The sequence below is a fragment of the Chloracidobacterium sp. genome (assembly GCA_015075585.1).
In the GTDB taxonomy this organism is placed as follows: domain Bacteria; phylum Acidobacteriota; class Blastocatellia; order Pyrinomonadales; family Pyrinomonadaceae; genus OLB17.
In genome coordinates this window covers 530,473-556,322 of the sequence record JABTUB010000002.1, presented here as the reverse complement: position 1 = coordinate 556,322, position 25,850 = coordinate 530,473, and the positions used below count along the sequence as shown (strand labels likewise).

Annotated in this window: 26 protein-coding genes and 1 pseudogene; 20 read left to right on the top strand and 7 right to left on the bottom strand. The window is 54.5% G+C overall.

All coding sequences use genetic code 11. The features are described from left to right. Nucleotides 1-170: 170 nt before the first annotated feature. The 3 genes from HS105_11530 to HS105_11520 are packed head-to-tail and all read right to left on the bottom strand — an operon-like array spanning nucleotide 171 to nucleotide 4,529. Nucleotides 171-779, bottom strand: a complete 609-nt coding sequence (locus tag HS105_11530) for a DNA-3-methyladenine glycosylase 2 family protein (protein ID MBE7517217.1) — start codon at nucleotides 777-779, stop codon at nucleotides 171-173. Between the two features lie 35 nt (nucleotides 780-814). Beyond that, nucleotides 815-1,714 carry a cation transporter gene (locus HS105_11525; protein MBE7517216.1) on the bottom strand — a complete coding sequence of 300 codons (900 nt, stop codon included), beginning with the start codon at nucleotides 1,712-1,714 and terminating at the stop codon, nucleotides 815-817. A gap of 34 nt (nucleotides 1,715-1,748) precedes the next feature. Then, a complete protein-coding gene (locus HS105_11520; protein MBE7517215.1) occupies nucleotides 1,749-4,529 on the bottom strand; it encodes an AMP-binding protein in 2,781 nt (926 codons plus the stop codon). Between the two features lie 351 nt (nucleotides 4,530-4,880). On the opposite strand from HS105_11520, the gene HS105_11515 reads away from it, so the two are divergent. The 16 genes and pseudogenes from HS105_11515 to HS105_11440 all read left to right on the top strand — a co-directional run bounded on the left by HS105_11515 (nucleotide 4,881) and on the right by HS105_11440 (nucleotide 20,099). After that, nucleotides 4,881-6,191 (top strand): homocysteine synthase, encoded by a 1,311-nt coding sequence (locus HS105_11515; GenBank protein MBE7517214.1) that lies wholly within the window; start codon nucleotides 4,881-4,883, stop codon nucleotides 6,189-6,191. A 74-nt stretch (nucleotides 6,192-6,265) separates the two neighbouring features. After that, nucleotides 6,266-7,327 (top strand): alpha/beta fold hydrolase, encoded by a 1,062-nt coding sequence (locus tag HS105_11510; protein MBE7517213.1) that lies wholly within the window; start codon nucleotides 6,266-6,268, stop codon nucleotides 7,325-7,327. Further along, nucleotides 7,324-8,112 (top strand): 3-oxoacyl-ACP reductase FabG, encoded by a 789-nt coding sequence (locus HS105_11505; GenBank protein MBE7517212.1) that lies wholly within the window; start codon nucleotides 7,324-7,326, stop codon nucleotides 8,110-8,112. Before HS105_11510 ends, HS105_11505 begins: the two co-directional genes overlap by 4 nt. Before the next feature lie 104 nt (nucleotides 8,113-8,216). Then, nucleotides 8,217-9,590, top strand: a complete 1,374-nt coding sequence (gene lysC, locus HS105_11500; GenBank protein MBE7517211.1) for a lysine-sensitive aspartokinase 3 — start codon at nucleotides 8,217-8,219, stop codon at nucleotides 9,588-9,590. 30 nt (nucleotides 9,591-9,620) lie between these two features. Continuing rightward, the gene (locus HS105_11495) at nucleotides 9,621-9,878 is read left to right on the top strand and encodes a hypothetical protein (GenBank protein MBE7517210.1); all 258 of its coding nucleotides are present in this window, start codon (nucleotides 9,621-9,623) and stop codon (nucleotides 9,876-9,878) included. Next, complete coding sequence (locus tag HS105_11490; GenBank protein ID MBE7517209.1) at nucleotides 9,878-10,306, top strand: type II toxin-antitoxin system VapC family toxin; 429 nt, start codon at nucleotides 9,878-9,880, stop codon at nucleotides 10,304-10,306. The genes HS105_11495 and HS105_11490 overlap by 1 nt, the downstream gene beginning before the upstream one ends. 412 nt (nucleotides 10,307-10,718) lie before the next feature. After that, the gene (locus tag HS105_11485; protein MBE7517208.1) at nucleotides 10,719-11,720 is read left to right on the top strand and encodes a M20/M25/M40 family metallo-hydrolase; all 1,002 of its coding nucleotides are present in this window, start codon (nucleotides 10,719-10,721) and stop codon (nucleotides 11,718-11,720) included. Between the two features lie 65 nt (nucleotides 11,721-11,785). Continuing rightward, a pseudogene (locus HS105_11480) lies at nucleotides 11,786-12,196 on the top strand (GxxExxY protein). A gap of 75 nt (nucleotides 12,197-12,271) precedes the next feature. Next, nucleotides 12,272-12,976, top strand: a complete 705-nt coding sequence (locus tag HS105_11475; protein ID MBE7517207.1) for a dihydrodipicolinate reductase — start codon at nucleotides 12,272-12,274, stop codon at nucleotides 12,974-12,976. Nucleotides 12,977-12,993: 17 nt separating this feature from the next. Then, complete coding sequence (locus HS105_11470; protein ID MBE7517206.1) at nucleotides 12,994-13,872, top strand: 4-hydroxy-tetrahydrodipicolinate synthase; 879 nt, start codon at nucleotides 12,994-12,996, stop codon at nucleotides 13,870-13,872. A gap of 24 nt (nucleotides 13,873-13,896) precedes the next feature. Further along, nucleotides 13,897-14,730, top strand: a complete 834-nt coding sequence (locus tag HS105_11465) for a 2,3,4,5-tetrahydropyridine-2,6-dicarboxylate N-succinyltransferase (protein ID MBE7517205.1) — start codon at nucleotides 13,897-13,899, stop codon at nucleotides 14,728-14,730. Between the two features lie 51 nt (nucleotides 14,731-14,781). After that, nucleotides 14,782-16,251, top strand: coding sequence for an RNB domain-containing ribonuclease (locus tag HS105_11460; GenBank protein MBE7517204.1), 1,470 nt, complete (start codon nucleotides 14,782-14,784; stop codon nucleotides 16,249-16,251). A 28-nt stretch (nucleotides 16,252-16,279) separates the two neighbouring features. Beyond that, the gene (locus tag HS105_11455) at nucleotides 16,280-16,480 is read left to right on the top strand and encodes a hypothetical protein (protein ID MBE7517203.1); all 201 of its coding nucleotides are present in this window, start codon (nucleotides 16,280-16,282) and stop codon (nucleotides 16,478-16,480) included. Beyond that, nucleotides 16,477-17,628: a pyridoxal phosphate-dependent aminotransferase gene (locus HS105_11450; protein ID MBE7517202.1), complete on the top strand. Its 1,152-nt coding sequence runs from the start codon at nucleotides 16,477-16,479 to the stop codon at nucleotides 17,626-17,628. The genes HS105_11455 and HS105_11450 overlap by 4 nt, the downstream gene beginning before the upstream one ends. A 9-nt stretch (nucleotides 17,629-17,637) precedes the next feature. Next, nucleotides 17,638-18,675, top strand: coding sequence for an aspartate-semialdehyde dehydrogenase (gene asd, locus HS105_11445; GenBank protein MBE7517201.1), 1,038 nt, complete (start codon nucleotides 17,638-17,640; stop codon nucleotides 18,673-18,675). A 131-nt stretch (nucleotides 18,676-18,806) separates the two neighbouring features. Continuing rightward, nucleotides 18,807-20,099 carry an adenylosuccinate lyase gene (locus HS105_11440; protein ID MBE7517200.1) on the top strand — a complete coding sequence of 431 codons (1,293 nt, stop codon included), beginning with the start codon at nucleotides 18,807-18,809 and terminating at the stop codon, nucleotides 20,097-20,099. On the opposite strand, the gene HS105_11435 is transcribed toward HS105_11440, so the two are convergent. Together HS105_11435 and HS105_11430 are read right to left on the bottom strand one after the other, a co-directional pair. Beyond that, nucleotides 20,096-20,500, bottom strand: a complete 405-nt coding sequence (locus HS105_11435) for a hypothetical protein (protein ID MBE7517199.1) — start codon at nucleotides 20,498-20,500, stop codon at nucleotides 20,096-20,098. The genes HS105_11440 and HS105_11435 overlap by 4 nt on opposite strands. A gap of 82 nt (nucleotides 20,501-20,582) precedes the next feature. Further along, the gene (locus HS105_11430; GenBank protein MBE7517198.1) at nucleotides 20,583-20,966 is read right to left on the bottom strand and encodes a hypothetical protein; all 384 of its coding nucleotides are present in this window, start codon (nucleotides 20,964-20,966) and stop codon (nucleotides 20,583-20,585) included. 134 nt (nucleotides 20,967-21,100) lie between these two features. Between HS105_11430 and purS the strand changes: the two genes are divergently transcribed. Next, on the top strand, nucleotides 21,101-21,346 hold the full coding sequence (gene purS, locus HS105_11425; GenBank protein MBE7517197.1) for a phosphoribosylformylglycinamidine synthase subunit PurS: 246 nt from the start codon (nucleotides 21,101-21,103) through the stop codon (nucleotides 21,344-21,346). Then, nucleotides 21,343-22,041, top strand: coding sequence for a phosphoribosylformylglycinamidine synthase subunit PurQ (purQ, locus tag HS105_11420; protein MBE7517196.1), 699 nt, complete (start codon nucleotides 21,343-21,345; stop codon nucleotides 22,039-22,041). The genes purS and purQ overlap by 4 nt, the downstream gene beginning before the upstream one ends. Here purQ and HS105_11415 read toward each other — a convergent pair. Continuing rightward, the gene (locus HS105_11415; protein MBE7517195.1) at nucleotides 22,038-23,057 is read right to left on the bottom strand and encodes a GHMP kinase; all 1,020 of its coding nucleotides are present in this window, start codon (nucleotides 23,055-23,057) and stop codon (nucleotides 22,038-22,040) included. The genes purQ and HS105_11415 overlap by 4 nt on opposite strands. 14 nt (nucleotides 23,058-23,071) lie before the next feature. Beyond that, nucleotides 23,072-23,845: a DedA family protein gene (locus tag HS105_11410; protein ID MBE7517194.1), complete on the bottom strand. Its 774-nt coding sequence runs from the start codon at nucleotides 23,843-23,845 to the stop codon at nucleotides 23,072-23,074. A gap of 178 nt (nucleotides 23,846-24,023) precedes the next feature. Here HS105_11410 and HS105_11405 point away from each other — a divergent pair, with 178 nt between their 5' ends. Together HS105_11405 and HS105_11400 are read left to right on the top strand one after the other, a co-directional pair. After that, nucleotides 24,024-24,947 carry an ROK family protein gene (locus HS105_11405; GenBank protein MBE7517193.1) on the top strand — a complete coding sequence of 308 codons (924 nt, stop codon included), beginning with the start codon at nucleotides 24,024-24,026 and terminating at the stop codon, nucleotides 24,945-24,947. A 240-nt stretch (nucleotides 24,948-25,187) separates the two neighbouring features. Then, entirely contained in the window at nucleotides 25,188-25,847 is a 660-nt protein-coding gene (locus tag HS105_11400) for a cytochrome c3 family protein (protein MBE7517192.1), read from the top strand. Nucleotides 25,848-25,850 lie beyond the last annotated feature (3 nt).

Here is a 25,850-nt window from a genome sequence, read left to right as displayed (position 1 = left end):
TCGACGATCATTAGGATAACAGATGCTGCAAGCAGCGTGAAAGGTTTGCTTTGATTCGCATCGCACCGATACTCGATCACTTGTAATGCAAACAGCGGCCGGTCAATTCCGATGTGGTTGAGTGCGCAAGATTTGCCGAAAATGCAGGTGTTTTTGCAGTTACTACAAATTTATTCGCCAAAAGTGCGTGCTGCCCGGCGTTCGCTGAGATAAAAATGCCAAAGAAGCCGCGCGGCGACGCTTCGATAGGGCGACCATTGTTCGGCGATCTCGGCGAACGTGTTCGAAGACGGCCGTTCGTCGAGCGCGCGGAGCCGCCGGTAGGCTTCGTGGAGGGCAATGTCGCCGCGCGGCATCACATCCGGCCGAAGCATCGCCATCAAAAGGTAAATATCGCTTGTCCATTCACCGACGCCTTTGAGTTTTACAAGCTCAGCCTTCACCGCGTGATCCGGCAAAGCCTCCAAGGCATCCAGATCGATCCGCCGGTCGATCAGCGCCTGCGACAAATGCCGTGCATACGCCGTCTTCTGCCGGCTGAAACCGATGCGCTTCATGGTGATGTCGTCAAGAGTAAGGAGCGTTTCGGGCGTGAGCCGCCCGATGTGAGCCACGAGTTTATCAAAGCAGGCCTTTGCCGAGGCAAGCGACACTTGCTGCTCAAGGATGATCTGAAGGAGCGTTGCAAAACCCTGCTCACGGCCCCAAAGCGGAGGCTGCCCATAGAGAATAAGTACTTTGCGGAAGATCGTATGCTTTTTAGCAAGATACTCCGCCATCTCCGGCAGATGTGCTTCGGTAACGAGTGTTTGCGTCACTTTAGTTCGATATCCTGCATCGAAAGCGGGTCGTTGAGCGGCTCCATATGTGTAAAGACGTTCGAGCCGGGTACCGCAATATGTATGTCATCGACGATCTGCTCAAGGAAGTGGTGCCCAAACTGTACGGTCCAATCATCAGGTACGAGAATGTGTACCGTAACGAATGCTCGTGTGCCCGACCGCCGCGTTCGCAGCGCGTGATAATCAATGCCGTGCGACGCCTTGAAGCCGTCGAGGATGCTGACGATCTTTGCGTGATCTTCGGGCGGCACTGCGGCGTCCATCAGGCCGGTCGCTGCGTGGCTGACGACCTCGTAGCCCGTCCGAAGAATATTGACCGCAACTATCAACGCGATCAGCGGGTCGAGTATCAGCCAGCCCGTTATGCCGACCGCAAATACAGCCACAATAACGCCTGCGGACGTGTAAACATCGGTCATCAGATGCTTGCCGTCAGCTTCGAGTGTTACCGAGCGATGCTTGCGGCCTTCACGGATGAGCAGTTGGCCGACGATGAGATTCAAGATTGATGCGATGAAAGAGATGACGAGGCCGAGCGAGATGTTCTCGATCGGCTGCGGAGCGAGCATTCGTCCTATGGCCGCCCATGCGATGCTGAGCGCCGCCATTCCGATCAGTGAGCCTTCGAGTGCTCCGGAAAAATACTCCGCCTTTGTGTGGCCATAGGGATGGCCGTCATCAGCCGGCCGGCCCGCGATCGTCAGCATCCAAAGTGCGAAAACCGCAGCAACAAGATTGATGACCGATTCGAGAGCGTCCGACAAAAGGCCGATCGATCCCGTCAGCACATATGCTGCCGCCTTTAATGAGATGGTCGCAATAGCGGTTGCTATTGAAAGCCATGCCAATCGGGTCAGACGTTTGTTCTGCATTTGCCTATCGTCATCGAGCCTCGGAGCAGGCTGCTCATTCCATTGTATCGTTTTTGTTTTTCTGTTTCGTCGGACAGAGTTTACTTATTTCAGCGACGGCATTTGGGTTTTCGAGCGACGAAAGGTCGCCCGCATCCTGACCGAGGAATGCCGAACGAATAACACGCCGCATCACTTTTGCGTTTCGCGTCTTCGGCAGGGCAGCGACGAAATGTATCTCCGAGGGGGCAAGCGGTTTGCCAATTTCCTTTGCTACCAATGCTTTAAGCTCGGCTTGGAGTTCATCGCCGATCGGAAGGTCGCTTTGCCGTACAACGAACGCCACCATTGCGGTGCCTTTGACCTCGTCCGGCACGCCGATAACTGCCGCTTCGACGACGCCGTCGTACGATACAAGGATACTCTCGACCTCGGCCGGGCCGACACGCTTTCCGGCAACCTTGAGCGTGTCGTCGCTGCGTCCGAGTATGTACCAGCTTCCGTCCTCATCCTGCATCGCCCAGTCGCCGTGCACCCAGATATTCTCAAATCTTGCCCAATATGCTTCGTGATATCGCTCAGCGTCCTGCCAAAATCCGCGAGCCATACCGATCCACGGCTGCTTTATCACGAGTTCGCCAACTTGTCCGCGTTCGACCGGCTTACCGTCTTCGCCGAAAATATCAACATCCATACCCGGACACGGAGCGGAAAATGAGCACGGCTTGATCGGCAAAAGCGGATTTCCCATCAGAATGCCGCCCGCGATCTCGGTGCCGCCGCTGTAGTTGATGATCGGCAGCTTTGAGTTGCCGACCTTTTCAAAGAGCCACCACCAAGGATCGGGATTCCACGGTTCGCCCGTCGAAGCTAGGATGCGAAGCGAAGAAAGATCGTACCGCGACGGAGCGGGGACACTCTTGCCCCCATCGGCGATTCCTCCGCCGAGATCTTCTGTTCGCGTCGAAGCGATGCTCATGGGGACAGAAGTGTTCCCACTCCTGTACGCCCACGCACTCGAGAAACGGAAATTCTCTATTTTGTCGCTTAGTTTGGAAATTACCGGATTGTTTTCGATGTAGCTAAGGGTTTTGGAATAGTGCTTGCCGTCGCGAATATATCGGTCAAAATAGTCCGGTTGCCAGAGCGTACCTTCGCGGTCTAGTAACTGATTGATACGTCGGGCGGAGATGCCCTTTATCCGCTTGATTAGACCTGCAAGGTCGTGACCGGGCAACATTCTCACCAAAATATGAACGTGATTCGGCATCACAACCCAAGCTTTTAGATCGCAGGATGAGCCGTGCTCATTCAAGAGAAGCTCTTCGAAAATGGCTGCGGCCCGGGGATCTTTAAGTATGCATTCGCCGGCGCCTTGATCGAGATATTCTTCGACGCGCTGCCGATAAGCATCTGAGTCGTCCGAGAGTTTCTCGTTCTCCAGTTGAAGTTTTAGCCTCTCAAGTGCCGGCTGCGGCAGCGAATCTCCGAGTCTGAATGTTACAAATTGAATGACCTCACCGTCGAAATGCGGTAGTTTGTGTGAGCGATACCAGCCTCTCCGTGACAGAGCGGGGACACTCTTGTCCTCATCGGCGGTTCCTCCGCCGAGATCTTCTGTTCGCGTCGAAGCGACGCTCATGGGGACAGGAGTGTCCCCGCTCCGCGCGAGCGAACGTACTAGTGTTGGCGAAATGCCGAGCACCTCGACCTTGTGATCTGCACAAAATTTCCACATACGGTCCGCGGTCGGATAGTCCGGTGCGCCGTCGTAGATGCAGATCGTTGCGCCATTAATGAGAGCGCCGTAGATCAGCCACGGCCCCATCATCCAGCCTAGGTCGGTGTACCAGCAAATGCGAGTGCCTTTGCCGACGTCGGTGCCGAACGCCATATCCTGCGCCGCCTTGATCGGGAAACTCGCATGCGTGTGAGCAATGCCCTTCGGCTTGCCGGTCGTGCCCGAGGTGTAAAGAATGATCAGCGGATCCTCGGCGGCGGTCGGCTCGGTCCTTGCGTTATCTGCTCCTCCAGAAATGAGTTGGTCAAATGAACACCAAGTTTCCCCTTTCAATTCCGCGGGTGTGCGGCCGTTCGCTTCTGCCGTTCGGACAAGAAAGATGTTTTTTATCGTCGGCACTTCGTCGATAGCTTGTTCGGCTGTTGTGAGTGCATCGACCCATTTGCCGCGCCGCGAAAATCCTTCGCTGATGAAGATCGCAGCGGCCCCGACGGCGTTCATACGGCTGGCGATCGCTTCGATGCCATAGCCCGAAAAGACCGGTACCGCGATCGCACCGATGCGGTTTATCGCGAGCAATGCGGCAACTGTTTCGGGAAGCATCGGCAGGTGGATCCCGATCGCATCACCTTTCTTAAGGCCCTTTGCCCGCATTCCTGCCGCGCAGCTCTCTGTCATAGCAAGCAGTTCGCCGTAAGATAATTCGCGAGTGTGTCCGTCCTCGGCTTCCGAAATCACCGCCGGTTCGTCCTTCATCTCATCCGTCTGCCATCGGTCGAGGCACATTTCGGTGATGTTAAGCCCGGCGGTCGGAACGCGGACGGGAGTGTCCGCGTTCCGTGAGAACCAGCGCGGCATTTCGATGCCGTTCGAAATGTCGAGGAGTTTGTCGTACGGCGGGTCGAACTTGATATCGAGGAATTTCAGCACGTCTTCGGTAAACCTTTCGACATTGTTGATCGAGTATTGATAAAGGTCGTCCCAAGTTGAGACACCTACTTGACGCATAAATCGCATCAAGCGCGAACGCTCTGTAACATCCTCGGTCGGTATCCACGCAACAGCCTGCTGCTCCGGTTTTTCGATATCTTGCATCTTAAAGATTAGTTTAATTGCGAGCCGCAGTTTCTTGAAGTTGAAATGCGGCATCATCTTCATCACGGCAGCGAAAAATTCACGGGAATGATGATCTTGGGTTGACAGCGCTCCGCACTGTGTTCTAACTTACTCAAAGCGGACGGATGGCCGACCGTGAATTGAAAAACTTACAAAGTGGCGATTTAAGGCAACTTGCTCCACTTAAAAACACTGCTAAAGCGTCTCGGCGACCATAAACCGCCGCCGACAAACGGAAGACTTTTATTAAAGCTCTCGTGCGACTTGGCACGAGGGCTTTTTTCGTTTTTGACCGAAGTTGCCGATAAAACCAATAGGAGAGAAATGGAAATGTCAGAAAACAACTTCGGCTTCAATACATTAGCGATACACGGCGGACAAGAGATCGACCCTGCGACGAATTCACGCGCCGTGCCAATTTATCAAACGACGTCGTATGCGTTCAACGACGCGGATCATGCAGCACGCCTCTTTGCACTGAAAGAGTTCGGCAACATCTACACGCGCCTTATGAACCCTACGACCGATGTGCTTGAAAAGCGCGTGGCGGCACTCGAAGGCGGCGTTGCGGCGCTTGCGACCGCAAGCGGACAGGCTGCAGAAACGCTGGCGATAATAACGCTTGCCGGAGCCGGCGACGAGATCGTTTCAACCACGTCGCTCTACGGCGGCACTTACAACCTCTTTCATCACACACTGCCGCGTCTCGGGATCAAGGTTCGCCTTGTTGACGGGGCCGACTATGAAGGCATAGAGGCGGCGATCGGTGAGCGGACGAAGGCGATATACACCGAAACGGTCGGTAATCCGAAGCTCGATGTGATCGACATCGAGCGGCTTGCTGAGATCGCTCACCGCAACGGGCTGCCGCTCATTATCGACAACACGATCCCGTCACCGGTTCTCTGCAATCCGATAAAATGGGGAGCGGATATTGTCCTTCATTCTGCGACAAAGTACATTGGCGGACACGGGACGACGATCGGCGGCGTGATAGTCGATGCCGGCAAGTTCGATTGGGCGGCCGGCGGCCGCTTTGCGGAGTTCAACGAGCCTGATCCGAGCTACCACGGCATATCGTACACCGAGGCTTTCGGGCCGCTGGCGTTCATCATAAAGGCACGTGTTCAGGGCCTCCGCGATACCGGTGCGGCGCTCTCGCCGTTCTCGTCGTGGCAGCTCTTGCAGGGGGCTGAAACGTTGCCGCTTCGTGTGGAGCGCCACAGCGAGAACGCACTTGCGGTCGCAGAATTCCTCGACGGGCATTCGCTTGTCGAATGGGTGAACTACCCTAAGCTGCCGTCGAGCAAATTCTACAAACTCGCCGAAAAGTACCTGCCCGATGGAGCCAGTTCGATAGTTACGTTCGGCATCAAGGGCGGTGCCGAAGCGGGCAAGCGGTTCATTAACTCGGTCAAGCTCTTCTCGCTGCTCGCAAATATCGGTGATGCGAAATCGCTCGTCATCCATCCCGCATCGACGACGCATCAGCAGTTGACTGCCGAAGAGCAAGTCTCGACCGGTGTTTCACCCGAACTGATACGGCTTTCAGTCGGGATCGAAGATATTGCCGACATCATAGCTGATCTCGACACTGCTTTGTCATCGTCCGCGGCGTCAGCGACGGCGGCCTTGGCATAAGTGTCGTCAGATATGACAGGGCGGTGCGGTGCTTGCTTGCAAATACATCGCCCGCTCTGTCAAAGGAGGTGAAAATGATCGAATTCGATCACACGATAGACGAACCGTTCGAGCTGGAGTCAGGCGCTGTGCTCAATGCCGTCAAGTTGCGATGCACGATCTACGGCGAACTGAACGCTGAACGCTCAAATGCGGTGCTTGTGTTCCATGCTCTTACCGGTTCCTCGCGGATCGGCGAATGGTGGAACGGAACGATCGGCAGGCAGAAGGTGCTCGACACGTCGAAGAATGCATTCATTTGCGTGAATTATCTCGGCTCATGCTATGGCTCGACAAGCGCCCGACAGCTAAAGGAACAGGACGAACACAACATAACGCCGCTCGTTACCCTTCGCGATATGGTGCGTGCGAACGGCCATCTTTTCCGCAGCTTGGGTGTCAAAAGGTTCAAGGCCGTAATAGGCGGCAGCGTCGGCGGAATGCTTGCACTTCAGCACGCGTCGGAATTTCCCGATTCCGTCGAGCACGCGATCTCGATCGCTGCCACACCGTTATCCGCAATGGGGCTGGCGCTCAATCACATTCAGCGGCAGGCCGTTACGGCGGGCGATCTCGCGCTTGCGCGGCAGGTTGCGATCGTTTCGTACAAGTCGCATCAGCAGTTCGATGCACGCCACGGGCGAAAGCCGAACCGCAACGGCGAAGACCCGCATCAGCACGGCGGCAGGTTCGATATCGGCGGATATCTGGATCATCAGGGCGAAGTGTTCCTGCAGCGGTTCGAGCCGGGATCGTACGAGCTGATCTTGAAGGCAATGGACCTTTTTGACCTTGCCGACCGCGACATTGAGCGTATTCGGGCAAAGGTTTCGCTTGTCGGCATTTCATCCGATCAGTTATTTCCGGCGTCCGATGTGCGAGCTCTTTGCGGCCGCCTCGCGGATTCCGGTGTCAAGGCACGTTATTACGAGATGCGTTCTGACGACGGGCACGATGCCTTCCTAAGCGACACGTATGAGACGGCACGCGTCCTGCGCGAGGTCCTCGGCGGACAAGCACGCAGTGCGGCCGCACATTTTCTTTCCTATCGGCACGCAAAGCAGATAGCCAAAACTCTTGCAAAAGTTGAATTATGAAGAATGAAAAATTAGAACAGAAACTGCCGTTCTGCCTCTTTTCGGGCAGAACGGCTGTAGTTACCGGAGCATCACGAGGCATCGGCCGGGCAACTGCCATACGTCTTGCTGAGGCAGGAGCTAACGTTATCGTTAACTATCTTACAAACGACCTTGAGGCGGACGCGGTCGTTCGTGAATGTCTTTCATTCGGCGTAAAAGCTCTCGCATTCAAGGCGGATGTTGCCGTCCCGGACGAAGCAGAGCGCCTTGCAAAGGCAGCTGTCGAGAATTTCGGCCATCTCGATATAGTCATTGCGAACGCGGGTATTTGGGAAGGCGAACCCATCGAAACAATGTCTGAAGAGCTTTGGGACCGCGTGATAGACACGAATCTAAAAGGCACTTGGACGATATGCCGTGCCGCCGTGCCATATTTTCGCTCTAACGGCGGCGGCTCGATCGTGATCGTTTCTTCCACGGCCGGACAGCGCGGCGAAGCAGGGTATTCGAATTATGCAGCATCGAAGGGCGGCCAGATCGCGTTCACCAAAGCCTTGTCGAATGAGCTTGCTCCGCGGATCCGAGTCAATGCCGTCGCGCCTGGATGGGTCGATACGAATCTGAACGACCCTGTCTTTATCGATGCGGAGTTTCGCGAGCGCGTCATCGACGGCATTCCGCTTAACCGTGTCGCAACTGCCGACGACGTTGCTCTTTCGATCGTATTTTTGGCGTCAGATTGGGCAAGGCACGTTACAGGTGAGGTGCTGAATGTCAACGGCGGTGCGGTCCTGTGCGGCTAATATCTCGATGTCGTAAACGATACTCGCGGGCGTGGCCGGATCACTGCTCCCGCCCGCGGGCTTTCACAGTTTTTTCGGAAAGCTGCTTTGTGTTTTAATCTCAGATGAGCAAAGTGAGCGAGCGAACGGATCTGACAGTGATGAAATTCGGCGGAACGTCGGTCGGCGATGTTGCCGCCTTCGCGCGCGTACATACGGTCGTTTCGACTCAGTTGGAGCGGCAGCCCATCGTTGTCGTATCGGCGATGACCAAGGTTACGGACGCCCTGCTCGACGCTTTCGACATAGCCAAACGCGGTGACCATACGGCGGCGTTCGCATCGCTCGAACCGCATTTTCAGCGGCATATCGAAGTCGCAAAGCACTATATCCGGCCGGAGAACGCGGATACCTTCGATACCGAACTGCAATACGCGCGGAGCGAGTTGAATGATCTTTTGATACGTGTCGAGCGTCGCAGCTTGCCGCTATCGATGCTTAAAGACGCCATCGTCAGCTATGGCGAGCAGCTCTCATCGAGGCTGCTTGCCGAGGTATTGAGGTCGCGCGGTATTGCCGCACGGCAGGTCGATTCGCGGCGTTTGATCGTTACTGATGACGAATTCGGAGCGGCTCAGCCGCTCATTTTTGAGACAAATGAGCTGATCCGCCTTGAGCTGCTCCCTTTGATCAAGGGCGGCGAAGTGCCCGTGATGGGAGGCTTTATTGCTGCGAACAAAGCGGGCGAGACGACGACGCTCGGACGTGGCGGTTCAGACTATACGGCGGCTATAGTTGCCGCTGCACTTGCTGCGCAGGAATTACAGATATGGACGGATGTAACGGGTGTTATGACCTGTGATCCGCGTATATGCGGCGACGCTCACACAGTGCCGATCCTCAGCTACGAAGAAGCGGCAGAACTTGCGTATTTCGGTGCGAAAGTGCTCCACCCGAAGACGATCAAGCCGGCGGTTGATAACGCCATTCCGGTGCGTGTCTGCAACACATCCGAGCCGAACGAGACGGGCACGATGGTAGTTGCGAGCTCGGCCGAAACACCGAACAAGATCAAGTCGATCGCGCATAAGAAGAACATAACGATCCTCCGCGTTTCGTCCGCACGGATGCTCGGCAGCTACGGCTTTATGAGCGCTGTTTTCCAAGTGTTCGAGCGCTTCAGGACGGTGATCGACGTCATTTCGACATCGGAGGTTTCGATCGCACTTACGCTCGACAACACGACCGAACTCGATAAGATCGTTACCGAACTCGAGCGCCTCGGCGAGGTCGAGGTCGAAGGCGGCTATGCCGTCATTTGCGTTGTCGGCGAGGGGCTTCGTGCCTCGACGGGGCTTGCATCAAAGATCTTTACGACCATAAAGGACGTCAACATCGCTCTTGTCTCGCACGGTGCGTCCGCTGTCAATCTAACGTTCGTTGTCCGCGAATCCGACGCCGCCGACGTGATAAAGAAACTGCATAAGGAGTTTTTCTAATGTGGTAATATCGGGACTGGAGATTTGGTTATGTCAGTAACAGTTGAAATTGCCAACACTGAGAATCTGCAAAGGATCAGGGATATATTCAAAACAAAGAACAATGCGGAAGCTATCGAGCGTTTGATGGAGAAGGTCATTCGAGATCATGAACCAAAAATAACCGGGCCTAAGGAAGATACCGAGCTTCCTGAAGAGTTTTGGGAGGACCTGTTTTCCTCGCCGTCGTTGCCGAAAGGATCGGCGATAAAGGCTGTTCTTGACGAAAGAGAAGAGGCCCCTTACTAATGCCTTTTTTTGACACCAGTGCCTTGGTGCCGCTTTGTGTTAACGAATCTGCTTCGTCTGCTGCCGGACGAATTTGGAAGAGCTCGTCCGGCCAAATTATATGGTGTGAGACGCCGGTGGAGCTGGAGTCGGCTATTGCTCGGTTATTGCGGACGAACCAGCTTGATATGGTTGAATTTAACAGAGCCAAAAAACGACTGGGGAATCTTGAGACAAAGTGGGAGATCATCGAGCACGACCATCGCATCATTCAACTCGCCCGAACCTTTCCGTTTCAATACGGATTAAAAGCCGCAGACAGCCTGCAACTTGCCGCCGCTCTGGTGTGGTGTAATGAGCATCCTAAAAATAGAGACTTCGTTTCGGCTGATGCAGGGCTTCTCAAAGCTGCGGGATCGGCTGGGTTTACGGTTCATGGATTGGGATGAAAGACGAATATTACACTTTGATAGCGACTGAGCCTGAATCAGCATTCGAGCCGATTCGTGGTCAACTTTTGAATAGTGTAACGGTGGGTAAGCGTGATGACGTTGTTCGGCCGGTGGCGGATGGAAGTCTTTGTGGCCCGCGGAATCAAGGCAAACCGCTCAAACACATATTACTGGGTACACGGCATTAGAGCTGTAACCTTGATGATCTGTCTCAATCGCCGCTTGATGTTTTTCGCAGAGTGACGGATGCCGAGTTGCTTGGGGGCAGCGAACTGGCTCTAGACGCCGAAAAAAATTGCTACTGGGTATTGCTGTTTAGACCTGACGATAAGCGTAGAGATTTGGCAGAAATATCCAATTCGACCAAAGAGGTTCACGGAAACGTAAATTACATCAATCCGGTGTATAAATGACGCTATTCGAACTCACAAAATTCCTGATGAACATTCCGTCCGTTTCCGGTGAAGAGGAAGCGGTCGGGTTTTTCTTGCGCGATCATCTGGCGGGTTTGGGTTGGACGGTCGAAGTTCAAGAAGTTGCTCCGGGACAGAACAATGTTATCGCAACTTTGAACGAAACGCCGCGGGTTTGGATTTCGACGCACATGGACACGGTGCCGCCGTATATTCCGCCGACCGAGGATGAGGAGAAGATATACGGCCGCGGGGCGTGTGATGCGAAAGGGATAATCGCGGCGCAGATAACGGCGGCGGAGCGTCTTCGAGCCGAGGGAATTACGGACATCGGCTTGCTGTTCACGGTCGAGGAAGAGCGTGCATCGACGGGAGCGAAGGCCGCAAATATGCATCCGCTCGCCGCAAAGTGCGAATATCTGATAAACGGCGAGCCGACGGATAACGACCTTGCGATCGGCTCAAAAGGAACCTTCCGACTGATGATAAGAACGACGGGCAAAGCCGCGCATTCGGCGTATCCGGAAGAGGGTGAGTCGGCGATCGAGAAGCTTCTTGACATTCTCGAAGACGTTCGGCACACGCGGCTGCCGAACGATGAATTTTTCGGTGAGACTACGGTAAATATCGGGACGATCGAGGGCGGAATGGCGTTGAATGTAATTCCGCCGAACGCGGAAGCGGGCCTCGCGATACGGCTCACGACAAAACGCGAACCGATCGAGGACGCGATAAGGAGCGTCGTTCGCGGTCGCGGCGAGATTGAAGTGTTGTCAGCATCAGAGCCTGTGAAGATGCTTGCTGTCGCGGGCTTCGAGCAAAAGGTCGTGCGGTTCACGACCGATATTCCGTATTTGACGAACTGGGGCAAGCCGCTGCTTATCGGCCCCGGCTCGATCCTTGTCGCGCACACGAAGGACGAGTTCGTGCTTAAGAAAGACCTTGAAACAGCGGTCGAGTTGTACATTGACCTCGTAAAGAGTTTACTAACCACATAGGAACATAGGGCACATAGCAAAGAAGAAAAAACTATGTCTTCTATGTTCCTATGTGGCTCAAGCGTATGACGAAGAAGTATCTGGATAAATTGACATATGACGTGATCGGGGCGGCGATCGAGGTACATAAGTCAATCGGTCCGGGGCTTATCGAAAGTGTTTATCACGAGTGTCTTAAGCATGAGTTAAATGATAGGAAAATTGCCTTTCAGACAGAACTCGTTGTGCCCGTTCGTTTTAAGGAAATGGTTTTAGATACTGAGTTGCGTTGCGACCTTTTCATTGAGAATATTTTGGCGGTTGAACTCAAAGCAGTTTCGACACTTGCTCCTATTCACGAAGCTCAGCTCTTGACCTAAATGAAGCTATTGAGTGCTCCAAAAGGGATCTTGATAAATTTCAATTGTGTGAATTTGTTTCGGGACGGGCAGAAAACATTTGTCAATGAACTGTACCGAAACCTATCGGAGAGTTAGAACCACATATGGGCATAGGGTACATAGTTTTTTTCCGTTCTATGTGTTCTATGTTCCTATGTGGTTAAAATATTTATGAAACTAGCACTTATCGGCCACGGTGCCATGGGCAAGCTCGTCGAACGGCTTGCCGTCGAAGGCGGTGATGAGATCGTCGCTGTTATCGCCGACGGTGAAGCCGCGTTGTCGGCGGCGGCTTTGGCTGAAAAGCTTCGCGGTGCCGATGCGGTGATCGATTTTTCAACGGCGGCGGCGGTGAAGCGAAATGTCGAGGCCGTTATGATCGCCGAAGCGGCCGCGGTCATCGGCACGACCGGCTGGCAGAACGAACGTGATGCGATCGAGCAGATGGTTGCGTTGCATAACGGCAGCCTCGTCTTCGGAGCGAATTTTTCGACGGGCGTAAACCTTTTCTACCGTGTGGCAGAATTCGCGGCCGAGCTGTTCGCGAAGTTTCCTGAGTACGAGGTGTTCATCGAGGAGCAGCACCATTCGCGAAAAAAGGACGCTCCGAGCGGCACCGCACTCAAGATAGAAGAGATCGTCCGAGACGAGATCGGCCCGGACAGGAATATCTCCGTCGCCGCAACTCGCGCCGGCAACATTCCGGGAACGCACCGTGTCGGCTTTGACGGCCCGGCAGATCAGATTTTACTCGAACATACGGCCCGTTCGCGCGAAGGCTTTGCCCGCGGATCGCTGATGGCTGCCAAATGGATCGTCGGAAAGAAAGGTTTTTTTGAATTTACCGATGTGATCGGTGATATCCTTAACGTATGACGCTTAAGATCGATTGGATGCGGGGATGCGCCACCGCATTGGTAACGCCGTTCCGCAAGGACGGCTCGTTTGACGAGGATGTTTTTCGAAAGCTCGCCGCTCGCCAGATAAAAGGCGGTGTGAAAATTCTCGTGCCGTGCGGGACAACGGGCGAAAGCGCGACGATGGATGAGGCCGAGCGGCTCGATGTCATACGCGCTGCGGTCGCCGTTGCGAAGAGCTTGAAGGCAAACGTGATCGCCGGAACGGGCAGCAACAATACAGCTGCTACGATCGATTTCACGCGAAAGGCCCGCGAAGCCGGTGCTGATGCCGCACTTATCGTCGCTCCCTACTACAACAAGCCGACGCAGGAAGGGATGTTCGCCCATTTTAGCGAGGTGGCAAAGAGCGTTCGGGAGATGCCGATAATGCTCTACAATGTGCCTTCGCGAACCTCGTCGAATATCTCGGCGGAGACGACACTGCGGCTTGCCGAGAAACACGATAACATTGTCGCGACAAAAGAGGCGTCCGGCAATTTCTCGCAGATAATGGAGATCATTCGCCGACGGCCGAAGAACTTTCGCGTATTTTCGGGTGATGATGCGTCCACCGTGCCTCTGATCTCACTCGGTGCGGACGGCCTTGTTTCGGTGATCGCCAACGAACTGCCCAAAGAGACATCAAAGATGGTCGAGCATGCCCTGAACGGCTCATTCCATTTTGCACGCAAAATTCATTACAAGATCTTGCCGCTGATGGAAGCGAATTTCATCGAAGCTTCGCCGGCACCGTGCAAATTCGTGATGAAAGAACTCGGCCTCTGCGAAGAAAACATCCGTCTGCCGCTCGTGCCGGTGACCGAACCGACTCGCAATCGACTGCGCGCCATTATCAAGGAATTGAAGTTGTAACTCAGAAGACGGATCTATCGAAATATGAAGGAGCTTCGAGAAGAGATCGAACAGATGTTCGCGAAGACTGAGTTTGATGCTGCGGATCGCGAGGTTTACGAAGCATTCAAGCTCGCGTTGCGGCGTGGTGAGATTCGCTCGGCTGAAAAAGATGCGGACGGGAATTGGCACGCAAACTCTTGGGTGAAGCAGGGAATTCTGCTCGGCTTTCGAATGGGAAAGATGGTCGAGCTTTCGCAGCCGACAGAGACGCTTCAATTCTTTGACAAGGACACGTTTCCCTTACGGCCGATGTCGCTCGCGGATGGTGTTCGCATCGTGGTCGGCGGTTCGGCGATCCGAGATGGCAGCTATGTTGCGCCGAGCGTCGTCGTAATGCCGCCCGCGTATATCAATGTCGGTTCGTACATTGACGAAGGCACGATGGTCGATAGTCATGCTCTTGTCGGCTCTTGTGCGCAGATCGGCAAGCGCGTGCATCTATCCGCCGCGGCGCAGATCGGCGGCGTGCTCGAGCCGGTGAATGCAACGCCTGTCGTCATCGAGGACGACGTTCTTGTCGGCGGCAATACGGGAGTCTATGAGGGCACGATCGTCCGGGAGCGTGCCGTGCTCGCAAGCGGCGTCATCCTGACGCGTTCGACGCCGGTGTTCGATCTTCCGAATAACCGAATAATAAAAGCGGCGGAAGGCGGTTCGCTCGAGATCCCGGCCGGTGCAGTCGTCGTGCAAGGTTCGCGTGCGGTCTCGAATGATTTCGGCCACGAGAATGGCCTCTCGATCTATTGCCCGATCATCGTCAAATATCGCGACGAGAAAACCGATGCCGCAACTAAGCTCGAGGACTACCTTCGTTAGTATCGGGCAGACGCATTTTGCAGCAGCCTTACATAGATCGAACTTAACTGAATGAACGATTCCGGACATAAGAACTGGCTCGGCGAACGGGCCTACGAGACAGTCACCCGTAATGGTTTTGAACCCGATTTTTCTGCCGCAGTCGCTGCGCAGCTCAAAGAGATCGTGGCGAGACGCGATCCTGAGCCAGCACCGAACATCACCGACCTTCGCGATACGCTCTGGTCGTCGATCGATAACAAAACTTCAAAGGATCTCGACCAGATCGAGTGGGCCGAGCAGCTTGAGAATGGCGATATCCGCTTGCTTGTTGGGATCGCGGACGTTGCCGCATTCGTCGAGAAAGACACGCCGATCGATCGTCACGCAAAGCAGAATACGGTAACGGTTTACACCGAGACACGCATCTTTCCGATGCTTCCCGAAGAGCTCTCGACCGATATCACTTCGCTTGTCGAGGGTGAGGATCGTCTCGCGGTCGTTGCCGATATGATCGTCAAAGAGAATGGCGATGTGCCGGACACCAAATTCTTTCGTGCGTTGGTGCGGAATCACGCAAAGCTCGATTACGAATCAGTCGGCGAATGGCTCGAAGGTCGAGGCCAGATCCCGCAGAAGATCGCCGATACCGTCGGGCTTGAAGCCCAGATCAGGCTTCAGAATGCTGCGGCAGTTCGTCTCGGCGAATATCGTGCGAGGAAGGGAGCACTCGATTTCGAATCCATCGAATCCTCGGCGGTCGTCGAGGATGGCGAGGTTCGCGAGATACGGGCCGTGGAGCCGAACGCGGCTCGCAAGCTCATTGAGAATTTTATGATCGCGACGAACGTTGAGATGGCGGAGTTTCTCGAACGCGAGAATGTCGCCTCGCTCCGACGCGTCGTCGAAGCTCCCGAGCGTTGGGACGGGATCGTTCGAATTGCCGCCGAATATGGCGAACAACTGCCCTCCGAACCGGATCTTCCGGCGTTCTCAGCCTTTTTGGCTCGTCGAAAGCAGGCTGACCCGGAACGCTTTCCCGACCTTTCGCTCTCGCTGATCAAGCTGATCGGTGCGGGCCGATGTGTTGTCCAAAGGCCGGGCGAGGATGCAGGCGGGCATTTCGGCCTCGCGGTAAATGATTACGCACATTCGACCGCTCCGAATCGCAGGTTCACCGACATCGTCGTCCAGCGCATCGTCAAAGCCGTCATCGCGGGCGAGCAGCAGCCCTACACACCCGAAGAACTCGACGATATTGCCGAGCAAGCGAACCTTCAGGCGAAAGCTGCGCGTAAGGTTGAGCGTCGTATGAGAAAGATCGTTGCGGCCGCCGTCCTGCAGCATCACATCGGCCAGGAATACGACGCGATCGTTACCGGAGACACGAAAGCCGGCATATTTGCACGAATACTTCGTCCGCCTGTGGATGGAATGGTCGTTCGCGGACAAAAGCGTCTTGATGTCGGCGATAAGGTCCGAGTGAAGCTGCTCTCCGCCAACCCGCAGAACGGCTTTATCGATTTCGCCGTCGAACGCTGATAAACTGTTAATTGATGAGGTGCTCAAAATGACAGAACCCGAGGCAAAAGACGGCAGCCTTGCCGAGAAGATCAGCGGGCTGACGCAAAAGATCATCGGCGGTATCGAGGAGATCGGCGGCGTACTCACCGGCGACCCGAACACCATCGCGGAAGGCGAGTTCAATCAAGAGGTCGGTGAGATCCGCGAAAAACTTGACGAAGAGGGCGTCAAAGACGAGACGAAATGAAGCCGGCACGAAAGGACGAGGCATATATGCCGCCGCAGCGGATGCGCGGCCTGCAGCCGACACTGATTCGGCAGTTCTTCGAGCGGGCGCTGCCTGATTCGATCAATTTCGGTCTGGGCGAACCTGACCTGCCGACACCGCAGTTCATCCGCGACGAAGCGGCACGCATCGCTCGTGACGAGCAGAACGGCTACACGTCGCATCCGGGCCTTCCGGCGTTGCGCGATAAGATCGCCGAACAGTATCCGCACTTGGAACTGCCGCGCACGGGTGTCGTGGTAACGTGCGGTTCGCAAGAGGCGATGACCGACGCCTTTATGTGCGTGGTCGATGAGGGAGACGAAGTGCTGCTGCCGGACCCGAGCTTTCCGGCATACGACGCATGCACGCGTATCGCACAAGGCGTGCCGGTTTATTACCGTATGCCGGCAGACGGCAGCTTTGGTTTTGATATCGAAGAATTCAGGTCAAAGATCACTGAACGTACACGAGCGGCAGTCGTTATCTCGCCGTCAAACCCGACGGGCCGCGTTCTGACCGAACAGGATCTTCGCGACATCGCCGCGGCCCTGGAAGGAACGGGCATTTGGCTTATTTCCGACGAGATCTACAGCGAGCTTTATTTTGGTGATCGCCCGCACTCAGCGAGTGAGTATTATGATCGGACGATCATCGTCAGCGGCTTATCAAAGTCGCTATCTATGACCGGCTGGCGTCTCGGATGGGCTGCAGGCAAGGACGCCGAGATGATGAACGCGATACAAGTGATGCACGGCTACACAACTGTGTGTGCGGCGACGATAGTTCAAAAAGCGAGCCTGCTCGCGTGGACGCCCGAAGCCGAGGCTGCGAAACAGCACGCACGCGACATCTACAAACGACGCGGCGAATTCTTGGTCGATCTTTTTGAAAAGGAACTTGGACTGAAAGCGACTTCGCCCGAAGGGGCTTTTTACACGATGCTCGATGTACGCAGCCTTGGCAGTGATTTGGAGATCGCCGAAAAATGCCTGCAAAACCGTGTCGTAACCGTACCGGGCGTTGCGTTCGGCAAAGAGGCAAAAGGCTTCCTTCGCATTTCGTTCTGCAATACGGAAGAAAACATGGCAGAAGGCGTCAGGCGAATGAAAGAGGCTTTCGATAGGTAACGGACAAAAGTGAGTAAATATCGCGTAGGAATTCTTGGTGCCACGGGCACTGTCGGGCAGCGTTTCTGCCAATTGTTGGAAGGGCATCCGCAGTTTGAGATAACGGCGCTTGCCGCGTCGGATCGTTCTGCGGGCAAGCCGTATTCCGAGGCGTGCGCGTGGAAGCTGCCGGGCAACATTCCGCCGAATGTACGCGACATCGTCGTGTCGCCGATCGAGCCGCCGCTCGACTGCGATATTGTATTTTCAAGCCTGCCGTCGAGCGTGGCGCGCGAAACAGAGGAGGCGTTCGCGCGTGCGGGCTATCCGGTCATCTCGAATTCATCGAGCTACCGTATGGATGAGGACGTGCCGCTGCTGATCCCCGAGATCAACGCCGACCATGTGGGGCTTATTACGAAGCAGCAGCAGAACCGCGGCTTTGCGAAGGGTTTTATCGTAACGAACCCGAACTGTGCGGTGGTATCGTTCGCACCGCCGCTCGCGGCGCTTCACAGGCGTTTCGGCGTCGATTCCTGCGTGATAACGACATTTCAGGCGATCTCGGGTGCGGGTTATCCCGGTGTGGCATCGCTTGATATCACGGACAATGTCCTGCCATACATCGCCGGCGAAGAGCCGAAGGTCGAGATCGAAGCACAGAAGATACTAGGCACATTTACCGAAAGCGGTATCAAGCACGCTGATTTTCCGGTGTCGGCGCAGTGTTTCCGCGTGAATGTCGTTGACGGCCATATGATCTCCGTCCGCGTCGATCTGAAAGAGACCGCCGACCTTGAGCAGGTCGTCGATGCGATGAGTATGTTCCCGTCGCTGGGCCTTCATTCGTCGCCTGCCAGGTTCATTCAAGTTACCGACGAACCTTCGCGGCCTCAAACACGACTAGACCGCAATAACGGCAACGGAATGACCATCACAGTCGGACGAATTTTTCCCGACACCGTTTTCGACTATAAATTCGTAAGCTTAAGCCACAATACCGTTCGCGGCGCCGCCGGTTCTGCGGTGTTGAATGCCGAACTGCTGATTTCGAAGGGCATTATCTAGGGCAACTCACGCTTTTTTTAGAGGCCTTGTCGGATTTGACGCATAACGAAGCAAAGATCATTTGGCAGTAACCGATCTTTTATCCGAAGACGACTGACATTCGGGTGATTATACAATAAAATCGGGTGTGTATGATCGAACGTTATACGTTGCCCGAGATGGCCGGTGTGTGGTCGCCCGGAAATAAGTTTCAGAAGTGGCTGGATGTTGAGATCGCTGTGTGCGAGGTGCATGCGGAGGACGGGACGATACCGGCGGACGCTTTGGTTGAGATCAAGTCGAAAGCGGCGTTCACCGTCGAGCGAATAAGCGAGATCGAGAAAACGACCGACCACGACGTGATCGCGTTCACGACGAATCTGGCTGAGAATATCGGGCCGGCGTCGCGGTTTGTGCATTACGGGCTGACTTCGAGCGACGTTGTGGACACGGCGAATGCTCTGCTGCTGAAAGAATCGTGCGAGATACTGTTCGCAAAGATCGACGCACTGATGGATGTGATAAAGCGGCGTGCGTATGAGTTCAAGGACACGCCGCAGATAGGCCGCACCCACGGCATTCACGCCGAACCGACATCGTTCGGGCTGACGTGGGCGTTGTGGTACGAAGATATGAAGATCAACCGCCGGCGATTGATCTCGGCGCACGAGGCCGTCTCGAAAGGAAAGATATCAGGTGCCGTCGGTGCGTTCGCTCATCTGTCGCCGGACGTGGAACGAAGGGTCTGCGAACGGCTCGGCCTCGCGCCCGCTAAGGCTTCGACCCAGGTCATTCAACGCGAATCGTACGCCGAATACCTGTGTACGCTTGCGATCATCGCCTCGACCTTGGAAAAGATCGCATTGCAGGTGCGGCATTGGCAGCGGACGGAGGTTCGCGAGGCTCAGGAGGCTTTTAAGAAAGGCCAGAAAGGTTCGTCGGCGATGCCGCACAAACGAAACCCGATACTTTCCGAACGCATCTGCGGAATGGCACGCACGGTGCGCGCGAATTCGATCGTCGGGCTCGAGAACGTGGCTCTGTGGCACGAACGCGACATCTCGCATTCTTCGGCAGAACGCGTGGTCCTTCCCGATTCATCCGCAGCGGTCGATTACATGCTTGCGAAGGCGGCGGGCCTGCTCGATACACTCATCGTCTATCCTGAAAATATGCTCAAGAATCTTGAGCTGACGCACGGGCTTGTCTTCAGCGGCCAACTGATGCTCGCTTTGACGCAGAAAGGCGTAACACGCGAGGACGCCTACACCTACACGCAACGAAACGCGATGAAGGTCTGGGACGAAGGCGGCGATTACCGCGACTTGATAAAGAAAGACGGGGACATCACATCACGCCTTTCGGCGGATGAGATAGACCGCGTCTTTGATCTGCGACACTACTTACGCAATCTCGATGAGGTTTTCGCCCGCGTGTTCGATTAACTCGACCACTTATCGGCCATATTGCCGATGATCGGGAGCTTGAAGATCTGCCCTTGGAATGCCTTGATCATCGAGATGACGAGGGCCACCAGAAGCCCAAGAGCGAAAAGCCCGAATACGGCATAGATCAGGAAGATCAGGAACACAAAAGCTGAAACTTGCGTCGCGGCGGCGAGCGCCATCACCACGAAAATGGCGATGAACATACAAATATACCCGATAATGCCGCATGCAAATAGGAGCAGCGATTGTATCGCGTGAAAGCGCGCAAGCTTGTTGATCTTATCGGTTGCAAGGATGGCTATACTGAACACCAAGTGGACAAGGCAGACCGGCAGATATGCTAAACCTGCGGCAACGTTCTCATCGAGATCGAAAGCGGATTTTCCCGGACTAGGCATAAAGGTACTCCTTTGAAACTGGTAAGGCCCAAATTAACGCCGTCGTCAGCGATAAACTTGGGCCCGATAAAAAAGAACACGATCAATTCGACCAATTATCAGCCATATTGCCGATGATCGGAAGCTTGAACTGCTTGCCCATGAAGGCCATGATACAGGCAATGATCATGCAAACGAGCGGAACGAGAATGAAGACCAGCCAAACAAGCAAACTGAAAAGGGAGATTATTGCTGAATTGGCTGCAGCGCCTGCAACCGCTACGATCATTGTCAGGATGTAGCCGACGATCAGTACGCCGACGAGAAGCAGCGATTGAAATGCCGCAAAACGTGCGAACTTATTTGTCTTGTCGGTCGCTATGATGATGATGCTCATCACGATATTGACAAGGCATATCGGAAGATACGCCAAACCTGCTGCAACATTTGCATCGAGGCCGAGTGCAGACTTTCCAGAATTATCCATAGTATTTAACCGTTCTCCTTTGTAATTTCAAAACCAGCTTGTTGTCTGACGAAATGTAGGGTGAAAGTTAGCACAACCTATTGATAAATTCAACAAAGTTCGCCACAATTTATGCATAGGCCGGAAGGAGCTCGATGAAAGCCAGAGTTTATGTAACGCTCAAACAAGGGGTCTTGGACCCGCAGGGAAAAGCGATCCTGCATTCTGTGGAACTGCTTGGCCATAAAGGCCTTGCGGACGCCCGGCAAGGTAAGTACTTTGAACTTGAGTTCGACGATACCATGTCCGCGGACGAGATCGGCGACGCAGCCGAAGCTATCAGCCGCGATATGCTTGCCAATCCGATCATTGAAGATTACAGGGTGGAGATGGATCAGTGAAATTCGGAGTGATTGTTTTTCCCGGTTCAAATTGTGATCACGACGCATATCACGTCGTATCAAAGCACGTCGGCCAGCCGGTCGATTTCGTATGGCATAAAGAAACGAGCCTCGACGGCTACGATGCCGTGATCGTTCCCGGCGGTTTTTCGTACGGCGACTATTTGCGTGCAGGTGCGCTAGCACGTTTTTCGCCCGTGATGGGTGCGATCAAAGATCTTGCGGCTCGCGGCGGTTTTGTCTTCGGGATCTGCAATGGTTTTCAGATCCTTTGTGAAGCGGGCCTCTTGCCCGGAGCTCTGATTCGCAACAGCAGTCTTCATTTCATCTGCAAGCACGTCAATCTTAAAGTTGAGAATTCAAATACGCCTTTCACATCGGAGGTTCGGCCGAGCAAAGTGTTGTCGTTGCCGATCGCTCACGCCGAAGGAAATTATACCTGCGATGACGAGACGTTTGAGATGCTCGAAGAGAACGGCCAAGTGGTCTTTCGCTACTGCGACCAAAACGGTGATGTTACGGATGATGCCAATCCGAACGGAGCACGCTCGAATATCGCCGGAATTTGTAATCTTGACAGAAATGTCCTCGGGATGATGCCGCATCCTGAGCGAGCGTGCGAGGCGTTGCTGGGTTCTGATGACGGCCGCGATATCTTCCGCTCGCTCACAAAGGCGGTCAGCACACTCAATTAGCTTTCCTCGTAACTCGTCTCGATCGTAAGGCCGTCCGCGTTTAGCGACCAGTCGAGTACCGTGGAGCCATCTTCGCCGGCAAGGGCTGCCTCAACCTCGCTCCGAAAGCCGTCTTTGCAGTAAAAGGCGATACATCCGCCGCCGCCGGCGCCGCACACCTTTGCGGCGATCGCACCGTTCGCCGTCGCGACATCGATCAGGTGATCCATTTGAGGCGTCGTGATATTGGGAGACATAAGCTTTCGCTGAGGATGTGCTTCAGCCAAGATGTCGCCGAGAGCGTCCCACGCACCGCCGCGGAGCGCAGCCCGCACCTTTTGAGCTGTGTCGCGAATGCCGTCAAAGAGCCTTATAAGCTCCGTGTCGCCGTCGATGTGCCGCTTTGTCAACTCCCAATTATTTACACCTGAATCCCTCGGCTCGCCCGTGTAGCAGATCGCGACGCGGCGTTCGAGAACGGATGTGTCAACCGCCAGCGGCTCACGATGCATGCCGTCGGGCTGAAAGTGTATGCACGCGATGCCGCCGTATTGCGCGGAATAATAGTCCTGAAACCCTGTCGGCACCTTTATGACCTGACACTCGACATTGGCAGCGATCGGTATGAACCGCTCAGGTGCGTAACGATCGCCGACTAGCTTATTGAGCGCGGCAATGCACGCAATGTTCAGTGTTGACGACCCTGCAAGGCCCGCTCCGGCCGGCGCTTCAGACTCAGTGGTCATCGAAAAGCCGGTCTCCGGGCGGAAGAAGTAAACGAGCTTGGACAGCAGTTCGAGTTCAGATTCGCTCTTCAGGCTAGCGACCTCGCTCACGGTCGTCTCAACGCGGCGCTTCTGATCGACGGATTCGAGTATGATCCTGTCGTCGTCTCGCGTTTCAATGCGGCAATGCGCGAGCATCGACACTGCGAAGTTAACGGTCGCAGCACCTTCGTGAAACAGGAAAAGCGGCGGGATGTCGATCGTTCCGCCGGCGAGGTCAACGCGCGTCGGTGCTGAAGTTTCGATGATCATAAACAGAAGCGGTTTTACGGTTTGGTCGTATCAACTTTTACGGCATTCTGAGCTGGGTTATCTGCCCCGGCTTCGGGCGTTTCCGGCCTCTCCTCGCGTGTCGGCTCACGCGTGAGATGCAGCCTGCCGCCTATGTCGCGGAGCGTTCCGAGGCCTGCTTCCTCGACCGCAAGCAGAGTCTCCTCAAGTTTTTGCACGGCTCCCGGATTGGCATCCTCCATCTTATCGGACAGCCAGTACCGCTCAAGCACATAGAATACAAGCACGCCTACAAGAACGATGAAGAAAAGAGCTATCCCGATACGCTGATAGTCACCGATGATCGACGTGACCGCGCCGCTGAAGAAGTAGCCGACGCCGCTCAGCACGAGGACCCAAAGCAGACAGCTTATCGCGTCAAACAGCAGGAACTTTACAAAACGCATTCGGCTGATACCGTAAAACATACACATTGCGACACGAATGCCGTAAACGTATTTCGAGATTATGATCGCGAACGGGCCGAACTTATCTATCAGCTTCTCGATACGCGGCTGCGTCATTTGATAAAAGCGGTAACCCTTGACGGCGTCATGGAACTTGAAGCCGACAAAGTAACCGAAGGAATCACCGACCATCGCACCGAGCGTGCCAAAGAAAACAACCTTTACGAGGCTGTAGGAACCGAAGAAGCTGCTGTTTGCCAGCACGCCCGACAGGAGCAGTGTAATATCACCTTCGACCATACAGAGTGCAAAGACCGCATACACTCCGTAAATCTCGATTATCTCGTAAAGGTGTCTTTCCATATTACCGAGGCTGCCGCGGTACGGACGCATCAACAATGAACGCCAATGGAAAGAGTATCCTTGCCGGCGGTATCAGTCAAAGAAGACGAATGCCGGAACGTAGTTATTGACACCCGCTACCCTACTGTCTAAAATCGCCATAGTCCGATCAAATTTTCTTTTTTGTTGAGTACGATCAATGGCCGAGAGCAAAATCAACTCCTCAAGATCTGTCGGTGTCGAACTGGGAAGGTCATCCATGACCGCAGTGTGTATTGGCCGCGACGGTACGGTATTCGATAAAAAAGATGCCGAGATCAGTTTTCGCGAATCCGCGGTAAAGCAGATGTCGGAGCTTCTTTCGGAATTCAGGAAAGCCTGCGGGCCGTTCGAGCATCTCGGAATCGCCGTGCCCGGGCTCGTTTCATCTGACGGCCGGACGGTCAAATACTGTTCGCACATCCCTGAGCTTTCGGGAATGGATCTCGCGGCTGAGGTGGAGGCCGGGACAGGCATTCGTGCCATCATCGAAAACGATGCCAATGCGGGCGGCTACGGAGAGTTTGTCGCCGGTGCGGGCCGCGATGCAGAGAATTTGTTCTATGCAACGCTTGGTTCGGGCGTCGGCGGTGCTCTGATATTTAAAGGAGCCCTATGGCGAGGAGCGGCGGGTTTTGCGGGCGAATTCGGCTACTTCACGATCGACTCTGACGGAACAAGGCTCGAAGACGTTGCCTCGACACCGAACATTATTCGCCGGACGCGAAGCCGTTTTCATCAGGACAATACATCTTCGCTGGTGGAATTGGACGAGGCCGCGATCACGCTCGACGATATTGTTGCCGCAGCGGTCGCTGATGACGACCTTGCAAGGCTAATGCTCGAACGCACCGGGACATTTGTCGGGACTGCGATCGCAAGTGTTATTGACCTTCTTAACATTGAAATGATAGTCATCGGCGGCGAGGTAATGGAGGCCGACCATATCGTGCTTAATGCCGCGATCGAACGGGCAAGAGAACTCGCATACTCACCTTCATTCGACTCAACGGAGATCATCAAGGGCGAACTCGGAAATAATGCCGCGGCGATAGGTGCCGGCCTCTTAGCGTTCTCGGCTTGATCGGAAGGAATCAGGTTCAAAAATGGCCGATCTGACGTGTCGAACAGCCGTCACCCGAGTGAACTTTCTTTTTCGATTTGAGAATTTGCGCTTTACACTAGGTTTAGTACAATTCTAAATAGCTTGACAGTTCGTTATCTAATTTAGTAAACGATAGGCCGAAGTTGAAGTCCCGCATTGTGAGAATAGTGCAGGGTTTCGGCTAAAAGCGCACCGAACTGCAGATGCGAGAGAGTTAAAATGGCCCAGATCTTTCGAAAGAGTTCAAATAACGTAGCAAGGATCAGTCTGATCGCGGTCGTCATATTGGCGGGGACGGCTTTCTATGCTTATACGCAGATCGCACGCTCATCGTATTTGACAGGCCGGTATGTTGAAAGGCAGCAGCCGGTGCAGTTCAGCCACAAGCACCACGTGGGCGATGACGGCATCGATTGCCGTTACTGTCATCAGACGGTCGAAACGACCGCGTCCGCCGGTATGCCCTCAACACAAACGTGTATGAACTGCCATAGCCAACTCTTTGCGGATCAGCCGTACCTCGAGCCGATCCGTGCGAGTTTCAGAGAGAACAAACCCATTGAGTGGCAGCGTGTTCACGACCTGCCTGAATTTGCCTACTTCAACCACAGCATTCATGTGGCGAAAGGTGTGGGCTGTTCGACCTGTCACGGCCCGGTCGATAAGATGGCGGCTGTTTACCAAGAGAACACCCTTCAAATGGAATGGTGCATCGCGTGTCATAAGGAGCCGGAGAAATTCATTCGGCCGAAGTCCGAGATCTTCAATATGGACTTTCGCCCGAGCGATATCGATCAATCGGAACGCGACAGATTGAAGGTCGATTATAAGATCAGAAGCAGGGAAATGTTGACGAGTTGCTCGACTTGTCATCGTTAATTC

Bases quoted from the DNA above. Each gene is read 5' to 3' on its own strand.
- HS105_11435 (MBE7517199.1), bottom strand. From the start codon at position 20,500: ATGCCTAGTCCGGGAAAATCCGCTTTCGATCTCGATGAGAACGTTGCC.
- HS105_11530 (MBE7517217.1), bottom strand. From the start codon at position 779: ATGGCGGAGTATCTTGCTAAAAAGCATACGATCTTCCGCAAAGTACTT.
- HS105_11470 (MBE7517206.1), top strand. From the start codon at position 12,994: ATGCGGGGATGCGCCACCGCATTGGTAACGCCGTTCCGCAAGGACGGC.
- HS105_11460 (MBE7517204.1), top strand. From the start codon at position 14,782: ATGAACGATTCCGGACATAAGAACTGGCTCGGCGAACGGGCCTACGAG.
- HS105_11520 (MBE7517215.1), bottom strand. From the start codon at position 4,529: ATGCAAGATATCGAAAAACCGGAGCAGCAGGCTGTTGCGTGGATACCG.
- HS105_11465 (MBE7517205.1), top strand. From the start codon at position 13,897: ATGAAGGAGCTTCGAGAAGAGATCGAACAGATGTTCGCGAAGACTGAG.
- HS105_11490 (MBE7517209.1), top strand. From the start codon at position 9,878: ATGCCTTTTTTTGACACCAGTGCCTTGGTGCCGCTTTGTGTTAACGAA.
- HS105_11440 (MBE7517200.1), top strand. From the start codon at position 18,807: ATGATCGAACGTTATACGTTGCCCGAGATGGCCGGTGTGTGGTCGCCC.
- HS105_11400 (MBE7517192.1), top strand. From the start codon at position 25,188: ATGGCCCAGATCTTTCGAAAGAGTTCAAATAACGTAGCAAGGATCAGT.
- lysC (MBE7517211.1), top strand. From the start codon at position 8,217: ATGAGCAAAGTGAGCGAGCGAACGGATCTGACAGTGATGAAATTCGGC.
- HS105_11485 (MBE7517208.1), top strand. From the start codon at position 10,719: ATGACGCTATTCGAACTCACAAAATTCCTGATGAACATTCCGTCCGTT.
- HS105_11430 (MBE7517198.1), bottom strand. From the start codon at position 20,966: ATGGATAATTCTGGAAAGTCTGCACTCGGCCTCGATGCAAATGTTGCA.
- HS105_11495 (MBE7517210.1), top strand. From the start codon at position 9,621: ATGTCAGTAACAGTTGAAATTGCCAACACTGAGAATCTGCAAAGGATC.
- HS105_11415 (MBE7517195.1), bottom strand. From the start codon at position 23,057: ATGATCATCGAAACTTCAGCACCGACGCGCGTTGACCTCGCCGGCGGA.
- HS105_11515 (MBE7517214.1), top strand. From the start codon at position 4,881: ATGTCAGAAAACAACTTCGGCTTCAATACATTAGCGATACACGGCGGA.
- HS105_11455 (MBE7517203.1), top strand. From the start codon at position 16,280: ATGACAGAACCCGAGGCAAAAGACGGCAGCCTTGCCGAGAAGATCAGC.
- HS105_11525 (MBE7517216.1), bottom strand. From the start codon at position 1,714: ATGCAGAACAAACGTCTGACCCGATTGGCATGGCTTTCAATAGCAACC.
- HS105_11505 (MBE7517212.1), top strand. From the start codon at position 7,324: ATGAAGAATGAAAAATTAGAACAGAAACTGCCGTTCTGCCTCTTTTCG.
- HS105_11405 (MBE7517193.1), top strand. From the start codon at position 24,024: ATGGCCGAGAGCAAAATCAACTCCTCAAGATCTGTCGGTGTCGAACTG.
- purS (MBE7517197.1), top strand. From the start codon at position 21,101: ATGAAAGCCAGAGTTTATGTAACGCTCAAACAAGGGGTCTTGGACCCG.
- HS105_11410 (MBE7517194.1), bottom strand. From the start codon at position 23,845: ATGGAAAGACACCTTTACGAGATAATCGAGATTTACGGAGTGTATGCG.
- HS105_11450 (MBE7517202.1), top strand. From the start codon at position 16,477: ATGAAGCCGGCACGAAAGGACGAGGCATATATGCCGCCGCAGCGGATG.
- HS105_11475 (MBE7517207.1), top strand. From the start codon at position 12,272: ATGAAACTAGCACTTATCGGCCACGGTGCCATGGGCAAGCTCGTCGAA.
- HS105_11510 (MBE7517213.1), top strand. From the start codon at position 6,266: ATGATCGAATTCGATCACACGATAGACGAACCGTTCGAGCTGGAGTCA.